The sequence below is a fragment of the Mesorhizobium sp. WSM4311 genome, from assembly GCF_002295115.1.
Lineage (GTDB): Bacteria > Pseudomonadota > Alphaproteobacteria > Rhizobiales > Rhizobiaceae > Mesorhizobium.
In genome coordinates this window covers 151,860-175,800 of record NZ_NSFV01000002.1, presented here as the reverse complement: position 1 = coordinate 175,800, position 23,941 = coordinate 151,860, and the positions used below count along the sequence as shown (strand labels likewise).

Sequence of the window (23,941 nt, the reverse complement as noted above, 5' to 3'; positions counted from 1 at the left end):
TCGTCCAGACTTTAGGGACGCTGCTTATGGCGACAGGTTACGTTTTTCACGAACAACTGATGTGGCATGACACCGGCCCCAGCGCCGACATGATGCCTCCCGGCCGTTTCGTGGAACCCGGCCGGCACCTGGAATCGCCGGGGTCGAAGCGTCGGCTGAACAACCTCATCCAGGTCAGCGGCCTGGCGCGCCACCTGGTGCCGATCCATGCCGAGCCGGTGACGGTCGAGGATCTGCTGCGCGTGCACACGCAGCGCCATGTCGACGACATCAGGATGCTCAGCGAACGCGGTTCCGGCTTCGCCGGCCCGCAGGCGCCGATCGGCCTCAACAGTTTCGACATCGCCCTGCTCTCCGCCGGCACCACCTATGCCGCGATGCGCGCGGTGCTGACCGGCCGTGTCGACAACGCCTATGCGCTGGCGCGGCCGCCGGGGCATCATGCCGAGCCCGACCAGGCAATGGGCAACTGCCTGTTCTCCAACATCGGTGTTGCCGTGCGCCGGTTGCAGCATGAAGGCCTGCTCGGCCGCGCGGCGATAGTCGACTGGGACGTGCATCACGGCAACGGCACCGAGACGGTGTTTTATTCCGATCCGTCGGTGCTGACCATTTCCCTGCACCAGGACAATCTCTATCCGACCGGGCGCGGCGCGCTGGCCGACAATGGCAAGGGCGAAGGCGAAGGCTACAACATCAACATACCGCTGCCGGCCGGCAGCGGCACCGGCGCCTACGAAGCCACCTTCGGCCGCGTCGTCGCTCCGGCGCTGCGCGCCTACAAGCCGGATCTCGTCATTGTTGCCTCCGGCTTCGATGCGTCGGGCTTCGATCCGCTCGGCCGCATGATGCTCAACAGCGGGTGTTTCCGGCGCCTCGCCGCGCGCATGGTGGCGCTGGCGGCCGAGACTTCCAACGGACGGCTGATGATGACCCATGAAGGCGGCTATTCCGAGGGCTATGTGCCGTTCTGCGGCCATGCCGTCATCGAAACGCTCGCCAATCACCGCACCGAAGTGGTCGATCCGCTGTCGGACCATATCGACGAATGGGCCGGGCAGGACTTGCAGCCGCATCAGGCCGCGGTGATCGATGCGGCCGAAGGCCTGCTCGCCGGCCTGCGCCAACGCCTCGCAAGTGCTGCCTGACACGATGGATTTTGTCGTCACCACGCTCCTCAACGCACTGACGCTGATCAGCATCCTGATGCTGGTCGGGCTCGGGCTGGCGATCAGCTTCGGCCTGATGAACGTGACCAATCTGGCGCATGGCGAATTCGTCACCGTCGGCGCCTTCGCGGTCTATTTCGTCCAGAGCGTCGGCGGCTCGTTCTGGCTGGGGCTGCTTGCTGCCCCGATCGCCGGCGCGGTGGTCGGCTGCATCCTGGAGTTCGCCATCATCCGCCATCTCTATTCGCGGCCGGTCTCGACCGTACTCGCCACCTGGGGCGTCAGCCTGATCCTGCAGCAGGGGCTGGAACTGACCTTCGGTCTCGGCGCCAAGCCGGTTACGCCGCCGATCGAGGGCACGCTCGACCTGTTCTTCACCGTCTATCCCGCCTATCGGCTAATCCTGATCGCCATAGCCATGCTGACCTTGCTCGGTGTCGTGCTGCTCATCAGCCGGACGTCGTTCGGCCTCGACATCCGCACCGTCATCCAGAACCGCGAAATGGCCGAAGGCGTCGGCATCAACACGCGGCGTACCTACGCCATCGCCTTCACCTTCGGCGCGGCGATCGCCGGGCTCGCCGGCGGGCTGGTCGCGCCGCTGGCGATCGTGCTGCCGCAGATGGGAGTGAACTATCTCGCCAACGCCTTCTTCGTCGTGATTGTCGGTGGCGTCGGCTCGATCGGCGGTCTCGTTGCCGGAAGTGTTTTCGTCGGCGGGCTGACGAGTGTGCTCAACTACCAGATCTCGCCATCGCTGGCACAGGCGATCGTGCTGCTGGCGGCCATCGTCGCCGTGCGGCTGCGGCCCAACGGCCTGTTCAACGGAGCGTCGCGATGATCGCGCGCGACCGCAACTGGCTGGTGATCTTCGCCGTCTGCGTGACGCTCGCGATTGTCTATCCTTTCTTCGCCGACGGCTACCAGCTGACGGTGATCCGCGACGCGCTGATCTTCGGCCTGTTCGCGGCGAGCCTCGACTTCTTCTGGGGCCGCACGGGCATTCTGTGTTTCGGCCATGCCGCCTTCTTCGGCATTGGCGGCTACATCATGGCGCTCACCACCCTCAACGACGCCATCCCCTTGGGCAGCGTGCTCGGCATCCTGGGCGCGATTGCGGGTGCTGCCTTCGTCGCCGCCATTATCGGCTACTTCCTGTTCTTCGGCGGCATCCGCGGCAGCTACTTCACCATCGTGACGCTCGCCATGGGCGTCATCTGCCAGCAGGCCGCGGTCTCCTGGAGCTCGGTCACCGGCGGTGACAGCGGGCTGATCGGCATCCCGCCGATCGCGTTCGATCTCGGCGGGCTGCATGTCGATCTCAGCCAGGACCTGCCCTCCTACATCTTCGTTGCGGCGATCGTCGCGGTGGTTGTACTGGCGCTGTGGTCGATCAGCCGTGGTCGCTGGGGCATGGTGCTCACCGCCATCCAGGACAATGAAGTCCGGGTGGCCGCCCTTGGCCACAATGCGCCGCTAAGGCTGCTCGCCACCTTCGTCCTGTCCGCTGCGATCGCCGGGCTTGCCGGCGCGCTCTATGTCTGCATGGCCGGGCTGGTGGCGCCCGATTTGTCCGGGCTGCTGCTGTCGACGGAAGTGATCGTCTGGGTGGCGGTTGGCGGGCGCGGCACGCTGCTTGGCCCGGTGCTGGGCGCCATCGCCATCCAGCGCGCGCAGCAGACGATCAGCAGCTTCAACCCGAGTCTGTGGCCCCTGCTGCTCGGCTGCGTCTTCGTCATCATCGTCTTCGTGCTGCCGGACGGCATCCTGTCGATCTATGCGCGGCTGAAGAGCCTGTTCAACGGCAGGAGGCCGGCGCAATGAGCGACGTGCTGCTTCAGGCCGAGAACGTCGGCATCCGCTTTGGCGGGCTGCAGGCGCTGGAAGCGTTGAACCTGACGGTGCGCGACAAAGAGCTCTGCTGCATCATCGGGCCGAATGGCGCCGGCAAGAGCACCTTCCTCAACCTTTTGACCGGCACGCTTCGCCCGACCAGCGGCAGCGTGCGCTTTCTCGGCCATGACATCGCCGGCCTGCCGCTGCACCGGATCGCCCGGCTCGGGATCGCCCGAAAATTCCAGATCCCGTCGGTCTTTCCGAGCCTCTCGGTCGAGGACAACCTCAAGGTCGCACGGTGGGGCGCCTCTTCACCGGTGCGTCCGGTCGGTGAGCTGCTGGACCTGGTCGCGCTTGGTAACCGCGCGGCCACGCTGGCCGGCGAACTGGCGCACGGCCAGAAGCAATGGCTGGAGATCGGCATGGCGCTGGCGATCGAACCAAGGCTGCTGCTGCTCGACGAGCCGACCGCCGGCATGACGCCGCAGGAAACGCTGGCTACCGCCGAGATGCTGCTGCGGCTAAAGGGCGAGTTCTCGATCGTCGCGGTCGAGCACGACATCCGCTTCGTGCGGGCACTGAACTGCGAGACGCTGGTGCTGCACCAGGGACGCCGGCTGCGCAGCGGTCCTTTCCACGACATCGAGACCGACGAAATGGTCCGCGATGTCTATCTGGGGAGGCGCTGACCATGCTGCGGACACTCGCGGTCTCGGCCGGCTACGGCCTGCTCCCTGTGCTGAACGGCATCGATCTCAGCGTGGCACCGGGTGAAGTTGTCGGCCTGCTTGGCCGCAATGGCGCCGGCAAGACGACGCTGCTGCGCGTCATCGCCGGCGGCCTGAGGGCGAGCGGCGGCGCCGTGGTTCTCGGCGATCAGGACCTTACCAACGCGGCGGCCTTCCGCCGGGCGCGGGCGGGCATAGCGCATGTGCCGCAGGGCCGCGGCATCTTCAACCAGCTGACCGTGCGGCAGAATTTGGAGGTCGGCACGCGCGCAGCCAGGGACCGTGGCGACGGCGGCATTCCTGACGACATCTTCGGCTATTTTCCGATCCTGCGCGAACGCGAGGCGCAAATCGCCGGCACGCTGTCGGGTGGCCAACAGCAGATGCTGGCGATCGGCCGCGCGTTGTGCGGCCTGCCTTCGGTGCTGCTGCTCGACGAGCCCTCGGAAGGCATTCAGCCGAACATCGTGCAGTCGATCGCCGAACTGGTGCCGCGCATCGCCCGCGAGCGCGGCATCGCGATCGTTCTGGTCGAGCAGAACCTCGATCTCGTTCTCAAGGCGGCGGACCGCTGCCTGGTGATGGAAAAGGGCAGGATCGTGCACGAGGGCACGCCGGCGGCGTTCGCCGACGAGAGCCTGCTGAAGGACCTGTTGGCCCTATGAGGCGCGCCTGGACCTGCTGACTTTGTAAGGCGTGCATGGGGCGCGCCCGGACTGGAAGGGAACATAACAATGATAAGCAGAAGAACGATCCTGAAATCCGGCGGCGCTGCCGCCGCCTTCGCCATGGTCGGCGCGCCGTCGATCCTGCGCGCCGCCGACACCGTCAAGGTCGGCCTGTCGATCCCGATCACCGGGCTGCAGGCGATCCTCGGCGAGACGCTGCTCAATTGCTACAAGCTCGCCGCCGCCGAACTCAACGCCGCCAACGGCATTGGCGGCCGCCAGATCGAACTGTTCATCGAGGACAACCAGACCACGACCAAGGGCTCGATCGACAAGGCGCGCAAGCTCATCAACGAGGACAAGGTCGATGTGGTCATGGGCACGATCATCTCGCCCGAGCGCAGCGCGACGCTGTCGGTGACCTCCAAAGCCAAGAAGCTGTTCTTCTACCCGACCAATTTCGAGGGTGGCGAATGCAATCGCTACTTCGTCGCCACCGGGCCGATCCCGATGCAGCAGGTCGACCCGATGATGCCATGGGTGGCCGAGAATCTCGGCAAGACGATCTACATCATGGCTTCCGACTATGCCTGGCCGCAGAAGATGACGGAGGCGATCACGGCAGCTTACGAGAAGACCGGCGGCAAGATCATCGGCGCCGACTACTATCCGTTCGGCACCACGGATTTCGGCCCGGCCTTCCAGAAGATCAAGTCGCTGAAGCCCGATGTCGTCTGGTCGATGGTGGTCGGCAACGATGCCGTCACGCAGCTCAAGCAGTATCGTTCTTTCGACATCAAGCAGCCGCTGATCGCGCCGCTCGACGAGGTTTTCAACAAGGACGCGCTGCCGCCAGGCGTCGCCGCCGGCACCTATGCGCCGCAGCCTTACTGGATGGCACTCGACAATCCGGTCAACAAGAAGTTCATCGCAAGCTTCCGCGAAAAGTTCGGCCAGGAGAAGATGGTGAACGGCATCGGCGAGGCCGGCTATAACGGCCTGCATCTCTATGCGCTGGCCGCCGAGAAGGCCGGGTCACTCAGGGATGACGATGTGCTCAAGGCATTGCCGACCATCGAGTTCGACGCCCCGCAAGGCAAGATCCGCGTCGATGCCTCGAACAACCACACGCTCTGCCATTCCTATGTCGGCAAGGCGGCGGCGGACGGCATCGGCTACGAGATCGCCAAGGATTTCGGCACCATCACGCCGGTCACGCCTTACTGCAAGGTGTAGGATCTTACACTCAAGCGGCCCTGACGGCGGCTTTACCGCTGCCGTCAGGGCGTCCGCGGCGCCGGCAGCCGCTCGCGCAATTCGTCGACCAGCACCCTGGTGTTTTCGGAATAGTCGATGGGCACGACGACGAGATGCACGCCGCCGCCGGTGAAGGCCCGTTCCAGCGCCGGCCGCAAATCGGCGATCTCCGTAACCCTGGTTCCCTTGGCGCCATAGGCCTCGGCGTATTTGACGAAATCGGGATTGCCGAAGGTCATGCCGAAATCCGGGAATTCGTCGACCGCCTGCTTCCAGCGGATCATGCCATAGGCATGGTCCTCCAGCAGCAGGATGACCAGGCTGAGCTTCAGCCTGACGGCGGTCTCCAGTTCCTGGCTGTTCATCATGAAGCCGCCATCGCCGCAAATGGCCATGACACGGCGCCTGGGATAAAGCAGTGATGCCATCATCGCCGACGGCAGGCCGGCGCCCATCGTGGCCAGCGCATTGTCGAGCAGCAGCGTGTTTGCCATGCGCGTGCGGTAGTTGCGTGCGAACCAGATCTTGTACATGCCGTTGTCGAGGGCGAGGATCCCGTCCGCCGGCATCACGGCGCGCACATCATGCACGATGCGCTGCGGCGTGAAGCGGTCTTCGGCGGCGCGCGCGGCGATGCGGCTCAGAATGCCTTCCCTGAGCGGCAGCAAGGCCTGCGCGTTGGGGATCTTGCCCTCGATGCGGTCCGCCAGCAGCGCCAGCGACGGGCCAAGATCGCCAACGATCTCGGCCTGCGGGAAATAGACCTGCTCGACATCGGCCGAGTGATAGCCGACATGGATGACCTTCGGCCCGTTGGCGCCCATGATGAAGGGCGGTTTCTCCACCGTGTCGTGGCCGATGGTGATGATCAGATCGGCCTGTTCGATGGCCTCGTGCACATAGTCGCGCTCCGACAGTGCCGCCGTTCCCATGTAGAGTTCGGTGCCGCCGGGCACCGTGCCCTTGCCCATCTGCGTGGTGAAATAGGGTATTTGCGTGCGCAGCACGAACTGGGCGACATCTGGGGTCACACGCGGACGCGACGCCGCCGCGCCGAACATCAGCAGCGGACGCTTGGCCTCCAAGATCATGCGGGCGGCGCGATCGAGCGCGTCCGCGCTGGCCAACGGCAGTTCGACCGGGTGCGTCGGCACCAGCGCCATCGGCTCGCACTCGGCCGCCGCAATGTCTTCCGGCAGTTCCAGATGCACCGGGCCGGGCCGCTCTTCCTGGGCAACGCGGAAGGCCTCTCGCACCAGCGAGGGGATCATCTTGGGCGAGACGATCTGGCGCGACAGCTTGGTCAGCGGCTTCATCGCCGCGACGATGTCGACGATCTGGAAGCGCGCCTGCCGCGATGACAAGATGCCCTTCTGGCCGGTGATCATGATCATCGGCATCGCGCCGAGCAGCGCATAGGCCGCGCCGGTCGTCAGATTGAGTGCGCCAGGGCCAAGCGTGGTGATGCACACGCCTGCCTTGCCGGTGAGCCTGCCATAGGTAGCGGCCATGAAAGCAGCCGCCTGCTCATGTCGGGTCAGGATCAACTGGATCGACGAGCGGCGGATCGATTCGACGATGTCGAGATTCTCCTCGCCCGGAATGCCGAAAATCCGGTCGACCCCTTCATTCTCGAGAGCCGCCACGAACAGATCCGAACCTTTGGTCATGAACCGCCTCTCCTGCAATGCACACGTTCCGCCTTCATATGGCATTGGAAAGCGGCACCTCAAAAAGCGCAAGCCTGCTCTGTTGGCGATCAGCCCATCAGTTTCGGCAGGGCGGCCGCCAGCGCATCGATGGCGAGCCTAACCTTGAGCGGCAGATGCGGCGTCTGCAGCCAGAGCGCGTGGCAGTCGTAGAGATAGTGCGGCTGGTCCGGCAACAGCGCGACCAGCCCACCGGCCTCTATGCGCGCGCGGACCAGCCACCATGGCAACCACGCCAGCCCCATGCCTTCTGCCGCTGCATCGGCGATGGCATCGAGATCGTCGAGCCGCAGGCGGCCGGTCGGCATGATCTCCTGTGCGGATTGCCCTTCACGCGCAAACAGCCAGGGCTGAACGACCTGGCCAAGCCTGCGATAGACAATCGCCTGATGATCGGCGAGGTCTTCGATCCGCCGCGGCTCGCCATGAAGCCCGAGATAGGCGGGCGAGGCACAGACGACCATGCCTTGCCGCGCAACGCGGCGGGCGATGATGCCCGCCTTATCGTCCAGATCGCCGGTGCGGATGGCAAGGTCAAAGCCGTCTTCGGCAAGATCGGCGAAGCGGTCGCTGAGTGACAAATCGAGTTCCAGCATCGGATAGTGCCGCGCCAGCTTCAGCAGCACGGGGGTGACGCAGTGGCGGCCGAAATGCGCCGGCATGGTCACGCGCAGTCTGCCTCTCGGTTCCGAAAACTGGTCGGCGGCCAGCGCATCGGCGGCTTCCGCCTCGGCCAGCACGATGCGGCAGCGTTCATAATAGGCGCGACCGAAATCGGTCAGGCTCTGGCGGCGCGTGGAGCGATTGATGAGGCGAACGCCGAGCCGCTCTTCGAGAGAACGGACATGCTTGCCCACCATCGGCCCGGACAGGTCGAGCGCTACCGCCGCTGCCGCGAACGAGCCAAGGTCGACCGCCTTGACGAACACGGCCATGCTCTCGAGCCTATCCATATTCGAAACCTATGGTTTCTACTGCTTTACCCTTACGCCCATTTATCTATCAAGTCTCTGGCTACATAGCCTATTCGGTACAGATAATTTGGAGTAACCCGAATGGCTCGTACTGTCTGCTTCCATCAGCATGGCGGTCCAGAAGTCCTGCGCATCGAGGATATCGATCTCGCTCCAGCGGGTCCGGGAGAGGTTCAAATCCGCGTCAAGGCACTCGGCCTCAATCGCGCCGAGGCACTGCTGCGTGCGGGCAGCTATATCGAGACGCCCGCCCTGCCCTCCGGGCTTGGTCTCGAGGCGGCGGGAATTGTCGAAACGGTAGGCGAAGGCGTGAACGATTTCGTCCCGGGCGACGCCGTCAGCGTCATCCCGCCGCAATCGATGGCGCGCTGGCCGGCTTACGGCGAGCTGGTCACCTATCCCGCCGGGCTCATCGTCAAGCACCCACCGTCGCTCGACTGGCAGACAGCGGCGGCTGTCTGGATGCAATATCTCACCGCCTATGGCGCCCTGATCGACATCGCCAGACTGAGCAGTGTAGACGCTGTCGTCATCACCGCTGCCTCCAGCAGCGTCGGGCTTGCCGCGATCCAGATCGCCAACAAGGTTGGCGCGACAGCGATCGCGGTGACGCGAACATCGGCAAAGAAACAGGCCTTGCTCGATGCCGGCGCGGCGCATGTTGTGGTCCTGGCCGAGGAAGATCTCGCCGCACGGCTGAGCGAGATCGCGGGACCGCAGGGCGTGCGGGTCGTGCTCGATGCAATCGGCGGTCCGATCTTCGAGCCGCTGACAGCGGCAATGTCAAAGGGCGGCATTCTCATCGAATATGGTGGACTGAGCCCCGAGCCGACGCCGTTCCCCTTGTCTGCCGTGTTGGGCAAGACGCTGACGTTGCGTGGTTATCTCGTGCACGAGATCACCGGCGCCCCAGAGAAGCTGGAGATCGCGAAGGCGTTCATCCTCGAAGGCCTGGAAACCGGCACGCTGAGGCCGATCATCGACAGGATCTTTGCTTTCGACCAGATCGTCGAGGCGCACCGCTACCTCGAATCGAACGAGCAGTTCGGCAAGATCGTCGTAACGGTTTGAGCGACGGCAGCGGCCAACAAATCATTCTTGCCGGCAATATCGCCCTTGAAGCCCTGGCTCCGCATTCCTAACTGTCTGGAGCGGGCCGGGCCCCTCTGACGATCGCTTCTGGTGATTGTGATGTCGGACCGCTTTAACGGGCCCGTTTCCACCTTTTTCGGTCAAGCGGGCTCAATCCTTTCGGTTTGGAGCCCCGTATGACATCTTCCCTCCTTGGTTTGGTTTGCCCCTCCTGCCGTGTCGCGCTCGTGATGAGCGAACGCCAGGGTATCGAGATCGACTATTGTCCGCAGTGCCGTGGCGTCTGGCTTGATCGAGGCGAACTCGACAAGATCATCGAGCGTTCCGGCAGGGAGGCGTCGCCTGCGCCGCAGCCACAGCCGGCAGCCTTCTCCCAGCCGCAACACGGCCGCGATGACGATTATTCGCGCTCGCAGGGCCATCGCTATCCCAAGCGGAAGAAATCCTTCTTCGAGGAATTGTTCGATTGACCGCATGACGCCCGGCGCCTGCTGAAATTTCCAAAAAACCACATCGATAAAGGTTCATCTGCGATGATGTCTCGCACCAGTCGATTTGCAACCCTGTTTGCCGGGCTGTTCCTTGCATTCTCCATGATCGCGATCGATCATGCCGAGGCGCGGCGCGGCGGCAGTTTCGGCAGTCGCGGCACGCGCACGTTCCAGTCGGCGCCGCCGACCAGGACCGCGCCGGCGCCGATCGCTCCCGTCGAGCGTTCGATGACACCCAACACCGGTGTGAACGCTGCCACCCGGCAGCCGCAGGCCGGCCCACAGCGGCCGGGCTTCATGAGCGGTTTTGGCGGAACGATGATGCGCGGCCTGCTGCTCGGCGGCCTGATCGGCCTGCTCGTCGGGCAAGGGTTCGGCGGCCTGGCCGGCATGTTCGGCTTCCTGCTTCAAGCCCTGCTCATCAGTGGCGCGATCATGCTGGCCATCCGCTTCTTCCGCTCGCGGTCGGCGCAAGGCCCCACCCCGGCGCTCGCCGGTGCCGGCAATGCCCAGGCGCCGCGATTTGAGAACCGCGCTCCGGCACAGCAGCAAACGGCCGGCGCGTTCACAATCCCCGGCTTTGGCGGCGGTTCGGGCGGAGGCTCTCCGGCTGACGTCTCCGAGGAGATCACGCTGGCTCAGAGCGACCTCGACGCATTCCAGAAGCTGTTGACCGACGTCCAGGAAGCATTCGGGCGCGAAGACCATGCCGCCCTGCGCCGGGCGACAACGCCCGAGATGGTGTCCTATCTCTCGGAAGAGCTGGCCGACAATGCCCAGAAAGGTCTTCGGAACGAGGTCTCCGATATCACCTTGCTGCAGGCCGACATCGCGGAAAGCTGGCGCGAGGACGACCGCGACTACGCCACGGCCGCGCTGCGCTACGAGTCTCGCGACGTGATGCGCGAACGCGGCAGCGGCAAGGTCGTCGAGGGCGACGAAGACCATCCGACAGAGGCGACCGAACTGTGGACTTTCACGCGTCAGAATGGCTCGAGCTGGAAACTCTCGGCAATACAACAGGCCTGAGCCGGCCATTGAAGGAGGGTCGTCGCGGGGCGCCTTAGCGCACGATCCTGACGCACATCGGCGTGCCGATCTCGATGGTGCGTCCGATGTCCGTCAGCGGTCCTGCGCGCTGAAATAAGGTGCCTCCCGGTTCAGGCGGCCGACAAAGACCAGGCAATCCTTTTTCATGATTTCCTCCCCTGCCGGCCCGCGCGTGGGCGCGCGGGATTGGCAAAATTTCGCCCGCCCTCGCTTGCAACATAGCCCCATATGTGAAAATACTATTTACAAAAGAAGATTAGCGGGAGGAGACGTCATGCAGTCCGGCGCTTCGAGGCGTGTTCATATGGCTGGCCTGAACCTCCTGCGAGACTGCCGGAGCCGGCCATGAGCGACTTCGCACCCACCGTCGGCGTTGCCTCGACCTATCCGCAAAACATGCCTGAGGCGCACGCGGCATTGCCGGTGTGGAACGCCGAGAACTGGTTCTACGAGGACTGGCCGGTCGGCCAGAAAATCCGCTCGTTGCGGCGCACGATGGCGGAGGGCGACAGCCACCTCTTCAACACGCTGGTGCTCGACATCCACCCCTATGTGCAGGACCAGATGTTCGCCGAAAGCGAAGGCATTTTCGGCAAGCGGCTGATCGCCGGCGCTTTCGTCTTTTCGGCCGGGCTGGGGCTGGTCGCCACCAACTGCGTCAACGCCTTTTCCTATGGCTATGACAAGCTCCGTTTCATCAAGCCTGTCTTCATAGGTGACACGATCTATTCGATCCGCTCCAACCTCGACAAGAAGCCACGCTACAGAGAGATGGGACTGATCCGTGCCAGCTACGAAGTGTTCAAGGGCGAAGGCGAGCTGGTCCTCTATTGCGAGCACCTGCAGACGGTGAAGTACCGCAACCCGGCCGATTTCGTCGGCAAGACGGAGAAATGAAAATGCCGGCTTTGGCCGAATTGCCGCTTGCCGGTCTCGTCGTCGTCGACATGAGCCAGTTTCTGTCCGGGCCTTATTGCTCGCTGCGGCTGCTCGACCTCGGTGCGCGCGTCATCAAGATCGAGCGTCCGGATGGCGGCGACCTGTCGCGCCGGCTCTATCTCAGCGACACCGAGATCGGCGGCGATTCCACGATCTTTCATGCCATCAACCGCGCCAAGGAAAGTTTTGCCATCGACCTGAAGAACGAGGCGGATCTCGAAGCGCTGCGCGGGCTTCTGGCCAAGGCCGATGTGCTTATCCAGAATTTCCGGCCCGGCGTCATCGAGCGGCTCGGCCTCGACTACGAAGCCGTCCGCAAGATCAACCCGCGGCTCGTCTACGCATCGATCAGCGGCTATGGCGAGGACGGCCCATGGGTCAAGCGGCCCGGCCAGGATTTGCTGGCGCAATCCCGTTCCGGCGTGATGTGGCTCAATGGCGACGAGGACCAGGGACCCGTGCCCTTCGGGCTGGCCATCGGCGACATGCTGGCGGGTGCCGCCTGCGCGCAAGGCATTCTGGCGGCGCTGGTGCGGCGCGGCATCACCGGCCAGGGCAGCCATATCGAAACCAGCCTCCTGGAAGCGCTGGTCGACTTCCAGTTCGAGGTGCTGACCACGCATCTCAATGACGGCCGCCGCTTGCCCAGGCGCTCCAGCTTCCGCAGCGCGCATGCCTATCTCTCGGCGCCTTACGGCGTCTACCCGGCCAAGGACGGCTATCTCGCCATCGCCATGACGCCGATCCCGAAACTCGCCGACCTGCTGTCGCTCAATGAGTTGGCGCCTTATCGCGACAGACCGGCCTCGTGGTTCACCGCGCGCGACGACATCAAGGCGATCATCGCGCAGAGGATCGCCAGCAAAACCATCGACGAATGGCTTGATATTCTCGAGCCGGCCGACATCTGGTGCGCCAAGGTGCTGACCTGGCCGGAGATGCTGGCCAGTGAAGGCTTTCAGTCGCTCGACATGCTGCAGACGGTGACGCGCGAGGACGATGTCTCGATCCTCACCACCAGTTCGCCGCTCAGGGTCGACGGTGCCAGGGCCAAGGTCGATCGCGCCGCGCCGCGCATCGGCGAGCACAGTGCCGCGATCCGCGAGGAGTTCGGCCTGTGACCACGCTCAAGGGTATGACCTGGAGCCATCCGCGCGGCTATGATCCGATGGTCGCCTGCTCGTCGCTTTGGCAGCAGAGGACCGGCGTCGCCATCCACTGGGACAAGCGCTCGCTGCAGGATTTCGAGTCCTTTCCGGTCGAGGAACTCGCGCGCGCCTATGATCTGATCGTCATCGACCACCCGCATGTGGGCCAGATCACGGCGGAACGCTGCCTCGCGCCGCTGGATGTCGCCGGCCGCGAGGCCGAGCGCGCAGCGCTCGCTTCGGGCAGCGTCGGCCAGTCCTATCCGAGCTACGCTTGGCAAGGACGGCAATGGGCGTTTCCGATCGATGCGGCCAGCCAGGTCCAGGCATGGCGGCCGGACGCGCTCGACGCGCCGCCGGCGCGCTGGAGCCAGGTGCTCGACCTCGCCCGGCAAGGCCGCGTGCTTTTGCCGTTGCGGCCGCCGCATGCGCTGATGGTGTTCTATACGCTTGCCGGCAATCTCGGGCACGCTTGCGCGACCGATCCGTCCCGCGATCTCATCGATAGCGAGACCGGCTGCGAAGGCTTCGAGATGATGCGAGAGATCGCCGCGTGGGTCGACCCGGCCTGTTTGGAGATGGATCCGATCGCGGTTTCCGAACGCATGGCGGAGGCCGATTCCCGCATTGTCTGCGCTCCACTCATCTACGGCTACGTTTCCTATGCGATGTCAGGGTTTCGCGCGCACCGGCTGGCCTTCACCGACATCCCGGCTGTCGGCTCCAGCGGCCCTATCGGCTCAGCGCTCGGCGGCACGGGCATAGCGGTGTCAGCCTTTTCCAAGGCGAAAGATGCAGCGACGGACTTCGCCTATTGGGTCGCCAGCGGCGACGTGCAGCGCGGCGCCTATGCTGCTGCCGGTGGCCAACCAGGCCATGCTGCCGCCTGGGAGGACCAGACCGTCAATGCCGCGACCGGCAATTTTTATCGCGGCACGCGCGCGACGCTGGAGGGCGCATGGGTGCGGCCGCGTCATGATGGCTACATGGCGTTCCAGCAGGCGGCGTCCGACCGCATCCTGTCGGCCATGACCTCCGGGCACAAAGCCGCCCAGGTCGTTGCTGATCTCGTCAGCCTGTTCCGGGAGAGTGCCCCGGCGCAGGTGTCCGGCGCCGCTGGTAGAGGAGTCTGAACGAAACCGGACGCAGGAGAACGTCTGGGCTACGCCCCGGCGAGACGCCGAGGCAAATCCAACTATTCCAACCGCCAGAGCTTGCGGGCATTGCCCGACAGCAACCTCTCGCGCTCCGCGACGCTGCAACCGGAAAGCAGCGCGTGGGTCGCTGCCACCCAGGTCGACAAGCCGCCACCAAGCGTGCAGACCGGCCAGTCGCTGCCCCAAACCACACGGTCCCAGCCGAACGCAGCGATGCTGTGCTCGACATAGGGCCGCAGCGTGCCTACCGTCCAGCTGCCGGAATCGGCATAGGCGACCACACCGGAAATCTTGGCCATGACGTTCGGACGCCGCGCGATCTCGCTCATATGCTCGCGCCAGGGATGCTCGGCTCCGCCCTTGATGTCGGGGACGCCGCAATGGTCGAGAACGAACTGGACGTCGGGTGCGAGGTCGGCCAGCGCTATTGCTTTCGGAATCTGGTGCGGCAGCACGACGAGATCGAAAGTCAGGCCGATGCCGCCAAGCCGCTTGATGTTGTCACGAAACACCGCGCCTTCCGACAGATCATCGGGCATGACATGGAGCACGCGGCGGAAACCCTTGACGAAAGGATTTGCCCGCTGCCTTTCGAGATAGGCCGGGAAATCCGCGTCTTCCGGCCGGCAGGACGCGATCGCCCCGACCAGCATGCTGCCGGCCTGTCGCGACAGACCTTCCACCCGTGCGGTCTCGGCTTCAATGTCAGCCGGATCGACATCGACCTCCATGTGCAGCACGCGCTCGACGCCGACACGCTGCGCCTCGGTGGCATAGTCCTCGTAGGAGAAATCGCGGTTGAGCGGCGGCACGCCGGCAAGCCAGGGATAGCGCAAGGCCGAGCGATCGATGAGATGCAGATGGGTGTCGATGATCACTGGAGCTCCTCCAAATTGGCGTTGTCAAATCATCTCACGGAGGAATTCTTCATTCAAATAAGAATTTATGCTGCCGACCCTACAGCCGATCCGGCCAGATGCGACAGCTTCTCGCACGTCGCCAGCAACAGCTCGATCGTCCTGGTGATATCGGGCGCGGACGGCGCATTGACCACGGTAATGTAGGGGATGGACATGGCGGCGATGGCCTTGCCGTCGGAACTGCGCACCGGAGCCGACAGGTTGAAGACGCCGGCGGTCTGCATCGAGGCCATCATCTCGTAGCCACGGTCGCGGATCTGGTCGAGCCGGGTGAAGAACTCGGTCGATTGGGCCGTCTTGTCGGTGCTGCGGACGTGTTCGGAGATCATCATCTGCCGCTCTTCCTGCGAGCGGAAGGCAAGCAGTACATGGCCCGAACCGGTGTCGAACAGGCTGATGTGGGAACCCACCCGGATCGAAATGCCCCAGTAGTTCGGCGCCTCCTGTTGGGCGATGACGACGGCGGAACCGCGATCAAAAACAACGAGTTGATTGGCCTGCTGCGAGGTCTCGGCCAGTTCGCGCATCAGCGGCGTGGCGTAGGAAACCAGCCGCCGCACCGGAGCGTGCAGTTGCGCCAGGCCGAACAGTTTCAGCGTCAGCGAATAGCGGTCGCCATCCAGCCTTGTGACATAGCCGCGCCGCACCAGCCGGTCGAGCATGCGATAGAATTCGTTCGGGCTGCGGTCGAGTTTCTTGGCGATTTCGGCCTGGGTCAGGCCTCCGTCGACGCCGGCCAGCAGTTCGAGGATGTCGAGCCCCTTGTCGAGCGCCGGCGCGCGGTAGCGCTCGTCTTCGCTGTCGTCCATGGCTCATCCCTCCAGTGAATTCGATTCTTCATATACGCAGGAATGCGGCCGGCGGAAACAAATTTCGCCTTGACGTGCGTATGAATGTTTTGTTTGTATATGAATGTAGCATTTCCTGTCACGTGGACAGGTTGCGGTCGCCGCTAAGGCGCACCCAGGGAGGAAACCAATGAACAGACTGCTTTCCGGCGTCTCCGCCGGCGCATTGGTGCTTGCATTCGGTGCAGGCACGGCCCTTGCCGGCGACCTGCCCGGCAAGTTCGAAGGCGTCACCGTCGACGTGAAACTGATCGGCGGCCAGCAATATGAAAAGCTCTATGAGCGCATTCCTGAATGGGAGAAGGCCACCGGCGCCAAGGTCAACATCCTGACCAAGAAGAATGGCTTCGACATCGACAAGGAGTTGAAGTCCGACATCGCCTCTGGCAGCACCAACTGGTGCGTCGGCTGGAACCATTCGTCCTTCGCGCCGCAATATACCGGCCTCTACACAGACCTCAGCAAATTGCTACCCAAGGAAGAGATCGACGCCTTCGTGCCGTCGACGATCAAGGCGGCAACCATCGACGGCAAGCTCGAGATGCTGCCGCGCGCGCAGTTCGACGTCTCGGCGCTCTACTACCAGAAGAGCCTCTACGAGAACGCCGACAACAAGGCCAAGTTCAAGGCCAAATATGGCTATGACCTGGTGCCGCCGGACAGCTGGAAGGAAGTCACCGACCAGGCCGAGTTCTTCGCCAACCCGCCCAATTTCTACGGCACGCAGTTCGCCGGCAAGGAAGAGGCGATCAATGGCCGCTTCTACGAGATGGTGGTCGCCGAGGGCGGCGAGTATCTCGACAAGGACGGCAAGCCGGTCTTCAACTCGGAGGCCGGCATCCGGGCGCTCGACTGGTTCGTCAATCTCTACAAGGCCAAGGCCGTGCCGGCCGGAACGACCAACTATCTCTGGGACGATCTCGGCCAGGGCTTTGCCTCGGGCACCGTCGCCATCAATTTGGACTGGCCGGGCTGGGCCGGCTTCTTCAACGACCCGAAGTCGTCGAAGGTGGCGGGCAATGTCGGCGTGAAGGTCGCGCCGAAGGGTTCTTCCGGCAAGCGCACTGGCTGGTCCGGTTTCCACGGTTTCTCGGTGACCGAGAACTGCCCGAACAAGGAGGCCGCAGCCTCGCTGGTTTGGTGGCTGACCAATGAGGACAGCCAGAAGCTGGAAGCCGCAGCAGGCCCGCTGCCGACACGCACGGCCGTGTGGGATTGGGACTTGAAGCAGGCCGAAAACGATCCCTACAAGAAGGAGGTTCTCTCCGCCTTCCAGGAAGAAGCCAAGCACGCCTTCGCCGTGCCGCAGACGCCTGAGTGGATCGAGATTTCGAACGCCGTCTATCCTGAGCTGCAGGCGGCGATCCTGGGCGACAAGACCTCCAAGCAGGCATTGGACGAAGCCGCCGCCAAGGCGACGCAGATCCTGCAGGATGCCGGCAAGCTTTAGAACAGTCCCAAGGCTGCCTCCCCCATGACGAATGGGGGAGGCGATCGCGTCTCGTCGGAAGCTCCGCGATGCACATCGCCTTTCGGTGTCCCACCCACGCAATGCAAAACCCCACAGGATTCTGATGAAGGGCTTCAAGCCATCGGCGCCATTTCTGCTGCTGCTTCCAGCCTTCATCGTGCTGGCCGCGGTCGTCGTCGTGCCGCTGCTTCTGTCGCTCTATTCCAGCTTCACACCGTTCCGCCTGACCAGGCCCGAAACGTTCTTCGTCTTCGTCGGCTTCAGGAACTATCTCTCGATCCTGGCCAACTCCGATTTCTGGTGGGCGTTCGGGCGCACGGTGCTGCTGCTGACCATCGCGCTCAATCTCGAAATGCTGCTAGGCCTGGGGCTCGCCATGCTGGTCGAGAAGGCGACGCGCGGCCAGCGCATCCTGCGCACGCTGATGATGTTTCCGATGATGTTCTCGCCGATCCTCGTCGGCTTCCAGTTCAAGTTCATGTTCAACGACAATATCGGCCTGGTGAACAACGCCCTGCAGTCGCTCGGCATCACCAGGGATGCCATCCCGTGGCTGATCGAGGGCCACCTCGCCTTCATCGCCATCTCGGTCGCCGAGATATGGTCGTCGACCGCGATCTTCGCGATCCTGATCCTCGCCGGACTGCTCGCAATGCCCAAGGAACCGATCGAGGCGGCGCGGGTCGATGGTTGCACGCCGTGGCAGACCTTCCGCTATGTGACGTGGCCGTTCGTCATGCCTTTCGCCTATATCGCCATGACCATCCGTTCGCTCGACGTGGCGCGCGCCTATGACATCGTCAAGATCATGACCGATGGCGGACCGGCGGGCCGCACCGAGCTGTTGTGGACGCTGGTGGCACGCACCGCCTACAGCGACGGCCGCATGGGCATGGCGAACGCCATGGCCTACTTCTCGATCCTGCTGTCGATCGCCTTCACCGTCTATTTCTTCAACAAGCTCGCCGCGGCGCGCACGCAGATCGGTGCGGAGTGGTGATGGACGAGAATTCTTCCGCCCGCCTGAAGCGCCGGCTGCTGGGCATCGTCCATCGCGTCGGCCTGTTCCTGGCGATGCTGACGATCTGCCTGCCCGGCCTCTGGATCGTGCTGTCCTCTCTCCGGCCGACCGTCGAGATCATGGCCAAGCCGCCGGTGTGGATCCCGCAGGAGATCTCGTTCGACGCTTACATCGCAATGTTCTCAGGCATCGGCAAAGGCGGCATCCCGGTCATCGAATATTTCCGCAATTCGCTGATCATCTCGGTGACCTCGACGATCATTGCGGTGGCCATCGGCATGGCCGGCGGCTATGCCTTCGCGCGCTACCGCTTCCGCGGCAAATCGAGCGTGTTCCTCGGCCTGATGCTGACGCGCACGGTGCCTGGCATCGCGCTGTCGCTGCCTTTGTTCTTCCTCTATGTGCGGCTCGGCATCATCGACACGCATTTCGGGCTGATCCTGGCCTATGTCGCGCTCAACGTGCCGTTCACCATCTGGCTGATCGACGGCTTCTTCCGCCAGGTGCCGAAAGACCTCGCGGAGGCAGCACAAATCGATGGCTGCACGCGCTGGCAGGCTTTCTGGCAGGTCGAGTTTCCGCTCGCCGGACCGGGCATCGCTTCCGCCGCCATCTTTGCCTTCCTGACCTGCTGGAACGAGTTCGCGCTGGCTTCGCAGCTGACCCGTTCGGTGAGCGCCAAGACGCTGCCGGTCGGCCTGCTCGACTACACGGCCGAATTCACCATCGACTGGCGCGGCATGTGCGCGCTGGCCGTGGTGATGATCATTCCCGCACTCACCCTCACCTACATCGTCCAGAAACACCTTGTCGGCGGCCTGACCTCCGGCGCGGTGAAAGGCTGATCCCATGGCAACCGTTTCCCTCAAAAAGCTGACCAAGCGCTACGGCAATATCGGGATCGTGCATGGCATCGATCTCGATATCGCCGACCGCGAATTCATCGCGCTGGTCGGCCCGTCGGGCTGCGGCAAGTCGACGACTTTGCGCATGATCGCCGGACTGGAAGAAATCAGCGCCGGCTCGATCGAGATCGGTGGACGTATCGTCAACGATCTGCCGCCGCGCTCGCGCAACATCTCGATGGTGTTCCAGTCCTATGCGCTCTATCCGCATATGACGGTGCGCGAAAACCTCGGCTTCTCGCTGAAGATCGCCGGCGCGGCCAAGGAAGACATGGAGCGCCGCGTCGCCGAGGCCTCGGCCATTCTCGGCCTCGATACGCTGCTCGACCGCCGCCCGTCGCAACTATCGGGCGGCCAGCGCCAGCGCGTCGCCATGGGCCGCGCCATCGTGCGCGACCCTGACGTGTTTCTCTTCGACGAGCCGCTTTCCAATCTCGACGCCAAGCTCAGGACGCAGATGCGCACCGAGATCAAGAAGCTCCATGCCAAGGTGCAGTCGACGGTGATCTACGTCACCCACGACCAGGTCGAGGCGATGACGCTTGCCGACCGCATCGTCATCATGCGCGACGGCCATATCGAACAGGTCGGCACGCCAGACGAAGTCTTCCGCCGCCCGGCGACACGCTTCGTCGCCGGCTTCATCGGTTCGCCGCCGATGAATTTGCACGAGGCGACTGTCGACGACGGCCAACTGGTTTTCGCCAGCGGCGAAAAGCTGCCGCTGCCCGCCCAGTTCAAGGCCAATGTCGCGACCGGCGACAAGGTCGTGTTCGGTCTGCGGCCTGATGACATCTATCCGACCGGCCATGGCATCAGCTCCGGCGGCGCGGCCGACGTCCATCAGATCGAGCTGCCGATCACCGTCACCGAACCGCTCGGCAACGAGACGCTGGTGTTCGTCGAATTCAACGGCACGGACTGGGTTTCGCGCATGCTGAACCCGCGCCCGTTGCGCTCCGGCGAGCGGGTGGCGATGAGCCTCGACCTGTCGCAGGCGCATCTGTTTGCCGCCGAGACCGGAAAGACATTGCGGAGCTGACCGATGGCTAGAATCGAGAAAATCGAACTGCGGATGGTGGACCTTGTGCCCAAGGTCAAGCGCACGGACGCCATCCAGAGTTTCGTCAGCCAGGAAACACCGATCGTCACCATCACCGATTCCGACGGCGCGGTCGGCACCGGCTACAGCTACACGATCGGCACCGGCGGCTCCTCGGTGATGCGGCTGTTGTCCGACCATCTGGCGCCACGCCTGATCGGCCGAGACCCCGACATGATCGAGGCGATCTGGCACGATCTCGAATTCGCCACCCATGCGACCACCATCGGTGCGATCACCGCCATTGCTATCGCGGCGATCGATACGGCGCTCTGGGATCTCAGGGCGAAGAAGCAGAACTTGCCGCTGTGGAAACTGGCCGGCGGTGCCAAGGACCGCTGTCCGCTCTACACCACCGAGGGCGGCTGGCTGCACATCGAGACGGCAGCACTTGTCGACGACGCGCTGGCTGCCAAGGCCAAGGGCTTCCGCGGCTCGAAGGTGAAGATCGGCAGGCCGCACGGGTCGGAGGATCTCGCCCGCCTGTCGGCGGTGCGCAAGGCGGTGGGCGACGGCTACGAGATCATGACCGACGCCAACCAGGGGTTTTCGGTCGACGAGGCGATCCGGCGCGCGGCGCGGCTGCGCGAACTCGATCTCGCCTGGATCGAAGAGCCGCTGCCGGCCGACGATGTCGACGGCCATATCAGGTTGTCCAACTCGACGCCGACGCCGATCGCCATTGGCGAGTCACTCTATTCGATCCGCCATTTCCGCGAATACATGCAGAAAGGCGCCTGCTCGATCGTGCAGGTCGATGTCGGCCGCATCGGCGGCATCACGCCATGGCTCAAGATCGCCCATGCGGCAGAGGCCTTCGACATTCCGGTCTGCCCGCATTTCCTGATGGAGCTGCATGTCAGCTTGACCTGCGCGGTTCAGAACGGCAGGTATGTCGAGTACATTCCGCAACTCGACCAGTTGACCGGCAAGCACATGCGCATCGAGGATGGGCATGCGCTGGCGCCCGACGAGCCCGGCATCGGCATCGACTGGGATTGGGACGCGGTCAAGGCCATGAGCATCGCCGAATTCACCACGGCGATCACGAAGTAGGAGTCGGATATGCAGCGAATGGGCATGGTGCTGGGGTTGAAGCCGGAAAAGGTCGAGGAGTATGTCCGCCTGCATGCCGCCGTCTGGCCCGACGTGCTGACCATGATCTCGGCCTGCAACATCAAGAATTATTCGATCTATCTGAAGCGGCCGGAGAACCTGCTGTTCTCCTATTTCGAATATCATGGCACCGACTATGCGGCCGACATGGCCAAGATGGCAGCCGACCCGAAGACGCAGGAATGGTGGGCGGTCTGCATACCATGCCAGGAGCCGCTCTCGACCCGCAAGGAGGGCGAATGGTGGGCCAGCACGGACGAGGTCTTTCACCATGACTGAGGGCGGTTTCGACCCTGCCTTACTCGTCCAGTCCTGGCCAAAACCCTCGAAGCCTCGCCCGATCGTCACTTTCGGTGCCGGATCGATCGTCGGCGACGCGCATTTTCCCGCCTATCGCAAAGCCGGCTTTCCGATTGCCGGCCTCTATGATCCGGACCAGGCCAAGGCGAAAACCCTGGCCGAAAAATGGGGCGTGACGGCGTTCCGTTCGGTCGACGAAGCCGCATCTGTCCAGGATGCGATCTTCGATCTGGCGACCCCGCCAGGACGGCACGCCGAGATCCTGGAAGCTCTGCCCGACGGCGCGGTTGCGTTGATCCAGAAGCCGATGGGCAACTATCTCGGCGAGGCCACCGAAATCCTCGAAATCTGCCGCGCCAAGAACCTCAAGGCGGCGGTGAACTTTCAGCTGCGCTTCGCGCCGATGATGCTGGCGCTCAAGGACGCCGTCGCCAGGGGCTGGCTCGGTGAAGTCGTCGACTTCGATGCCTGGCTGGCGCTGGCAACACCGTGGGAGTTGTGGGAGTTCCTGCTCAAGGCGCCGCGCGTCGAGATCGCCATGCACTCGATCCATTATCTCGACCTGATCAGGCAATTGCTCGGCGATCCCAAAGGCGTCCACGCCAAGACGCTCGGCCATCCCAACCACAAGGTGGCGCAGACGCGCACCAGCGCCATTCTCGACTATGGCGACAGGGTGCGCTGCGCGCTGTCGATCAACCATGACCACAAATTCGGCCGCCGCCACCAGGCCTGCGAGTTCCGCATCTGCGGCACCGAGGGCGCGGCCTATCTCAAGCTCGGCCTCAACCTCGACTACCCCCGGGGCGAACCGGACATTCTGGAAATCCATCCGAAGGGCGCAACGGACTGGATCGCGGTACCGCTTGCCGGCGAATGGTTCCCCGACGCCTTCGTCGGGCGCATGGCCAATGTGCAGCGCTTTGCGGCAGGAGAAGACGGCGAACTGGTCAGTTCGGTCGAGGACGCCTGGAGCACAATGGCGCTGGTGGAAGCCGCCTATAGATCGAGCGCGGCGCCGGCGACGCCGATCGCGGAAAGACCCTGATGGAACAGATCACCTATTTCGAGGACTATGAGATCGGCACTTCGCGGCTGACCAGCGGCCGCACCATCACCGAGACCGACTTCGTCGTCCATGCCGGCCACACCGGCGATTTCTTTCCGCACCACATGGACGCCGAATACATGAAGACGACGCCGTTCGGCCAGCGCATCGCGCATGGCACGCTGGTGTTCTCGGTCGGCATCGGGCTGACGGCAAGCATTATCAACCCCGTCGCGTTCTCCTATGGCTATGACCGGCTGCGCTTCATCAAGCCGGTGTTCATCGGCGACACGATCCGCACGCGCACCACCATTGCAGCCAAGGAAGACGATCCCAAGCGGCCGGGCTCGGGACGCGTGATCGAACGCTGCGAGGTGATCAACCAGCGCGGCGAAGTGGTGCTCGCGGCCGATCATATCTATATCGTCGAACGCAAGCCGGCGCAGAGCTGAAAAACAGCGCGGTTCTTACGAACCGGTCGCGCGCGATGATGCGCTCGAACCCTGAGCAGCAGGACCATCCCGACTATGATTTTCGCGACAGGCCGCCGCCCACTATCGCATTGACGAGCGTATCGCTTCCTTCGCGCAGATGCTGCCGCAGAATGCTCACGGCCTTCTTGCCGTCGCGCCGGCGGCAGGCGGCCAGCAGGTCGCGATGTTCCGCCTGCGAGCGGGCGCGATGGTCGAGGTTGGACAAGAGGATGCGGACATAGCGATCGGCCGCGTTGTGATGCGCCTCGATCAGGCCGAGCAGACGCTGATTGCCGCAGGCAGCGTAGAGGTGAAAGGTTCGGTTCAGCGCACCCCAGCGGCCGACATTGCGCTCCGCGTCGATCTGGTCGAGCACCTGTTCGGCCTCATCGAGATTGCCGTCCGACAAAGCCGGAATGGAGAGGCGGAGTGCTTCGCATTCGAGCAATCCGCGCACCGCGTAGATTTCGCTGATCTCGGCCCCGTCCATCCGTGCGACATGCGCAGGCCCGCTGCAGA

Annotated in this window: 25 protein-coding genes; 20 read left to right on the top strand and 5 right to left on the bottom strand. The window is 63.8% G+C overall.

What is annotated here, in order from left to right; translation table 11 throughout:
• Positions 1–26: 26 nt before the first annotated feature.
• The 6 genes from CK226_RS04630 (at position 27) to CK226_RS04605 (ending at position 5,637) form a co-directional block, all read left to right on the top strand.
• Positions 27–1,148, top strand: coding sequence for a class II histone deacetylase (locus tag CK226_RS04630; protein ID WP_095791176.1), 1,122 nt, complete (start codon positions 27–29; stop codon positions 1,146–1,148).
• Entirely contained in the window at positions 1,093–2,010 is a 918-nt protein-coding gene (gene urtB / locus CK226_RS04625) for an urea ABC transporter permease subunit UrtB (protein ID WP_245437659.1), read from the top strand. The genes CK226_RS04630 and urtB overlap by 56 nt, the downstream gene beginning before the upstream one ends.
• Positions 2,007–2,993, top strand: a complete 987-nt coding sequence (locus CK226_RS04620; protein ID WP_095791175.1) for a branched-chain amino acid ABC transporter permease — start codon at positions 2,007–2,009, stop codon at positions 2,991–2,993. Before urtB ends, CK226_RS04620 begins: the two co-directional genes overlap by 4 nt.
• Positions 2,990–3,694 carry an ATP-binding cassette domain-containing protein gene (locus CK226_RS04615; RefSeq protein ID WP_095786778.1) on the top strand — a complete coding sequence of 235 codons (705 nt, stop codon included), beginning with the start codon at positions 2,990–2,992 and terminating at the stop codon, positions 3,692–3,694. Before CK226_RS04620 ends, CK226_RS04615 begins: the two co-directional genes overlap by 4 nt.
• A gap of 2 nt (positions 3,695–3,696) precedes the next feature.
• Positions 3,697–4,398, top strand: a complete 702-nt coding sequence (locus tag CK226_RS04610; protein ID WP_095791174.1) for an ABC transporter ATP-binding protein — start codon at positions 3,697–3,699, stop codon at positions 4,396–4,398.
• 69 nt (positions 4,399–4,467) lie between these two features.
• Positions 4,468–5,637 carry a substrate-binding protein gene (locus tag CK226_RS04605; protein WP_095771259.1) on the top strand — a complete coding sequence of 390 codons (1,170 nt, stop codon included), beginning with the start codon at positions 4,468–4,470 and terminating at the stop codon, positions 5,635–5,637.
• A gap of 44 nt (positions 5,638–5,681) precedes the next feature.
• On the opposite strand, the gene CK226_RS04600 is transcribed toward CK226_RS04605, so the two are convergent.
• Together CK226_RS04600 and CK226_RS04595 are read right to left on the bottom strand one after the other, a co-directional pair.
• On the bottom strand, positions 5,682–7,328 hold the full coding sequence (locus CK226_RS04600) for an acetolactate synthase large subunit (protein ID WP_095771260.1): 1,647 nt from the start codon (positions 7,326–7,328) through the stop codon (positions 5,682–5,684).
• An 89-nt stretch (positions 7,329–7,417) separates the two neighbouring features.
• Entirely contained in the window at positions 7,418–8,320 is a 903-nt protein-coding gene (locus tag CK226_RS04595; RefSeq protein WP_095771261.1) for a LysR family transcriptional regulator, read from the bottom strand.
• 102 nt (positions 8,321–8,422) lie between these two features.
• Between CK226_RS04595 and CK226_RS04590 the strand changes: the two genes are divergently transcribed.
• The 6 genes from CK226_RS04590 to CK226_RS04565 all read left to right on the top strand — a co-directional run bounded on the left by CK226_RS04590 (position 8,423) and on the right by CK226_RS04565 (position 14,194).
• Complete coding sequence (locus tag CK226_RS04590; RefSeq protein ID WP_095791173.1) at positions 8,423–9,412, top strand: zinc-dependent alcohol dehydrogenase family protein; 990 nt, start codon at positions 8,423–8,425, stop codon at positions 9,410–9,412.
• Positions 9,413–9,609: 197 nt separating this feature from the next.
• Positions 9,610–9,903, top strand: a complete 294-nt coding sequence (locus CK226_RS04585; protein WP_032929194.1) for a zf-TFIIB domain-containing protein — start codon at positions 9,610–9,612, stop codon at positions 9,901–9,903.
• 63 nt (positions 9,904–9,966) lie between these two features.
• Positions 9,967–10,953 carry a Tim44 domain-containing protein gene (locus CK226_RS04580; RefSeq protein ID WP_095791172.1) on the top strand — a complete coding sequence of 329 codons (987 nt, stop codon included), beginning with the start codon at positions 9,967–9,969 and terminating at the stop codon, positions 10,951–10,953.
• Positions 10,954–11,319: 366 nt separating this feature from the next.
• Positions 11,320–11,871: a MaoC family dehydratase gene (locus tag CK226_RS04575; protein ID WP_095771264.1), complete on the top strand. Its 552-nt coding sequence runs from the start codon at positions 11,320–11,322 to the stop codon at positions 11,869–11,871.
• Positions 11,872–11,873: 2 nt separating this feature from the next.
• Positions 11,874–13,034: a CaiB/BaiF CoA-transferase family protein gene (locus CK226_RS04570; RefSeq protein WP_095791428.1), complete on the top strand. Its 1,161-nt coding sequence runs from the start codon at positions 11,874–11,876 to the stop codon at positions 13,032–13,034.
• 14 nt (positions 13,035–13,048) lie between these two features.
• The gene (locus tag CK226_RS04565) at positions 13,049–14,194 is read left to right on the top strand and encodes an extracellular solute-binding protein (RefSeq protein ID WP_095791429.1); all 1,146 of its coding nucleotides are present in this window, start codon (positions 13,049–13,051) and stop codon (positions 14,192–14,194) included.
• A gap of 62 nt (positions 14,195–14,256) precedes the next feature.
• Here CK226_RS04565 and CK226_RS04560 read toward each other — a convergent pair whose 3' ends face one another.
• Together CK226_RS04560 and CK226_RS04555 are read right to left on the bottom strand one after the other, a co-directional pair.
• Complete coding sequence (locus tag CK226_RS04560) at positions 14,257–15,096, bottom strand: amidohydrolase (RefSeq protein WP_095791171.1); 840 nt, start codon at positions 15,094–15,096, stop codon at positions 14,257–14,259.
• 65 nt (positions 15,097–15,161) lie between these two features.
• Positions 15,162–15,947 (bottom strand): IclR family transcriptional regulator, encoded by a 786-nt coding sequence (locus CK226_RS04555; protein ID WP_095791170.1) that lies wholly within the window; start codon positions 15,945–15,947, stop codon positions 15,162–15,164.
• 169 nt (positions 15,948–16,116) lie between these two features.
• Here CK226_RS04555 and CK226_RS04550 point away from each other — a divergent pair, with 169 nt between their 5' ends.
• The 8 genes from CK226_RS04550 (at position 16,117) to CK226_RS04515 (ending at position 23,401) form a co-directional block, all read left to right on the top strand.
• The gene (locus CK226_RS04550) at positions 16,117–17,436 is read left to right on the top strand and encodes a sugar ABC transporter substrate-binding protein (RefSeq protein ID WP_095786786.1); all 1,320 of its coding nucleotides are present in this window, start codon (positions 16,117–16,119) and stop codon (positions 17,434–17,436) included.
• Between the two features lie 124 nt (positions 17,437–17,560).
• Positions 17,561–18,457 (top strand): sugar ABC transporter permease, encoded by an 897-nt coding sequence (locus CK226_RS04545; protein WP_095771268.1) that lies wholly within the window; start codon positions 17,561–17,563, stop codon positions 18,455–18,457.
• Positions 18,457–19,323 carry a carbohydrate ABC transporter permease gene (locus CK226_RS04540; protein WP_038645102.1) on the top strand — a complete coding sequence of 289 codons (867 nt, stop codon included), beginning with the start codon at positions 18,457–18,459 and terminating at the stop codon, positions 19,321–19,323. Before CK226_RS04545 ends, CK226_RS04540 begins: the two co-directional genes overlap by 1 nt.
• A gap of 4 nt (positions 19,324–19,327) precedes the next feature.
• Entirely contained in the window at positions 19,328–20,425 is a 1,098-nt protein-coding gene (ugpC, locus tag CK226_RS04535; protein ID WP_095791169.1) for a sn-glycerol-3-phosphate ABC transporter ATP-binding protein UgpC, read from the top strand.
• Between the two features lie 3 nt (positions 20,426–20,428).
• The gene (locus CK226_RS04530) at positions 20,429–21,541 is read left to right on the top strand and encodes a mandelate racemase/muconate lactonizing enzyme family protein (RefSeq protein ID WP_095791168.1); all 1,113 of its coding nucleotides are present in this window, start codon (positions 20,429–20,431) and stop codon (positions 21,539–21,541) included.
• Between the two features lie 9 nt (positions 21,542–21,550).
• On the top strand, positions 21,551–21,880 hold the full coding sequence (locus CK226_RS04525; RefSeq protein ID WP_095791167.1) for an L-rhamnose mutarotase: 330 nt from the start codon (positions 21,551–21,553) through the stop codon (positions 21,878–21,880).
• Complete coding sequence (locus tag CK226_RS04520; RefSeq protein ID WP_095791166.1) at positions 21,873–22,949, top strand: Gfo/Idh/MocA family oxidoreductase; 1,077 nt, start codon at positions 21,873–21,875, stop codon at positions 22,947–22,949. Before CK226_RS04525 ends, CK226_RS04520 begins: the two co-directional genes overlap by 8 nt.
• Positions 22,946–23,401, top strand: a complete 456-nt coding sequence (locus tag CK226_RS04515; protein WP_179300984.1) for a MaoC/PaaZ C-terminal domain-containing protein — start codon at positions 22,946–22,948, stop codon at positions 23,399–23,401. The genes CK226_RS04520 and CK226_RS04515 overlap by 4 nt, the downstream gene beginning before the upstream one ends.
• A gap of 73 nt (positions 23,402–23,474) precedes the next feature.
• Here the strand turns inward: CK226_RS04515 and CK226_RS04510 are convergent, their stop codons facing one another.
• Positions 23,475–23,912, bottom strand: coding sequence for a GntR family transcriptional regulator (locus CK226_RS04510; protein WP_245437658.1), 438 nt, complete (start codon positions 23,910–23,912; stop codon positions 23,475–23,477).
• Between the last annotated feature and the right edge of the window lie 29 nt (positions 23,913–23,941).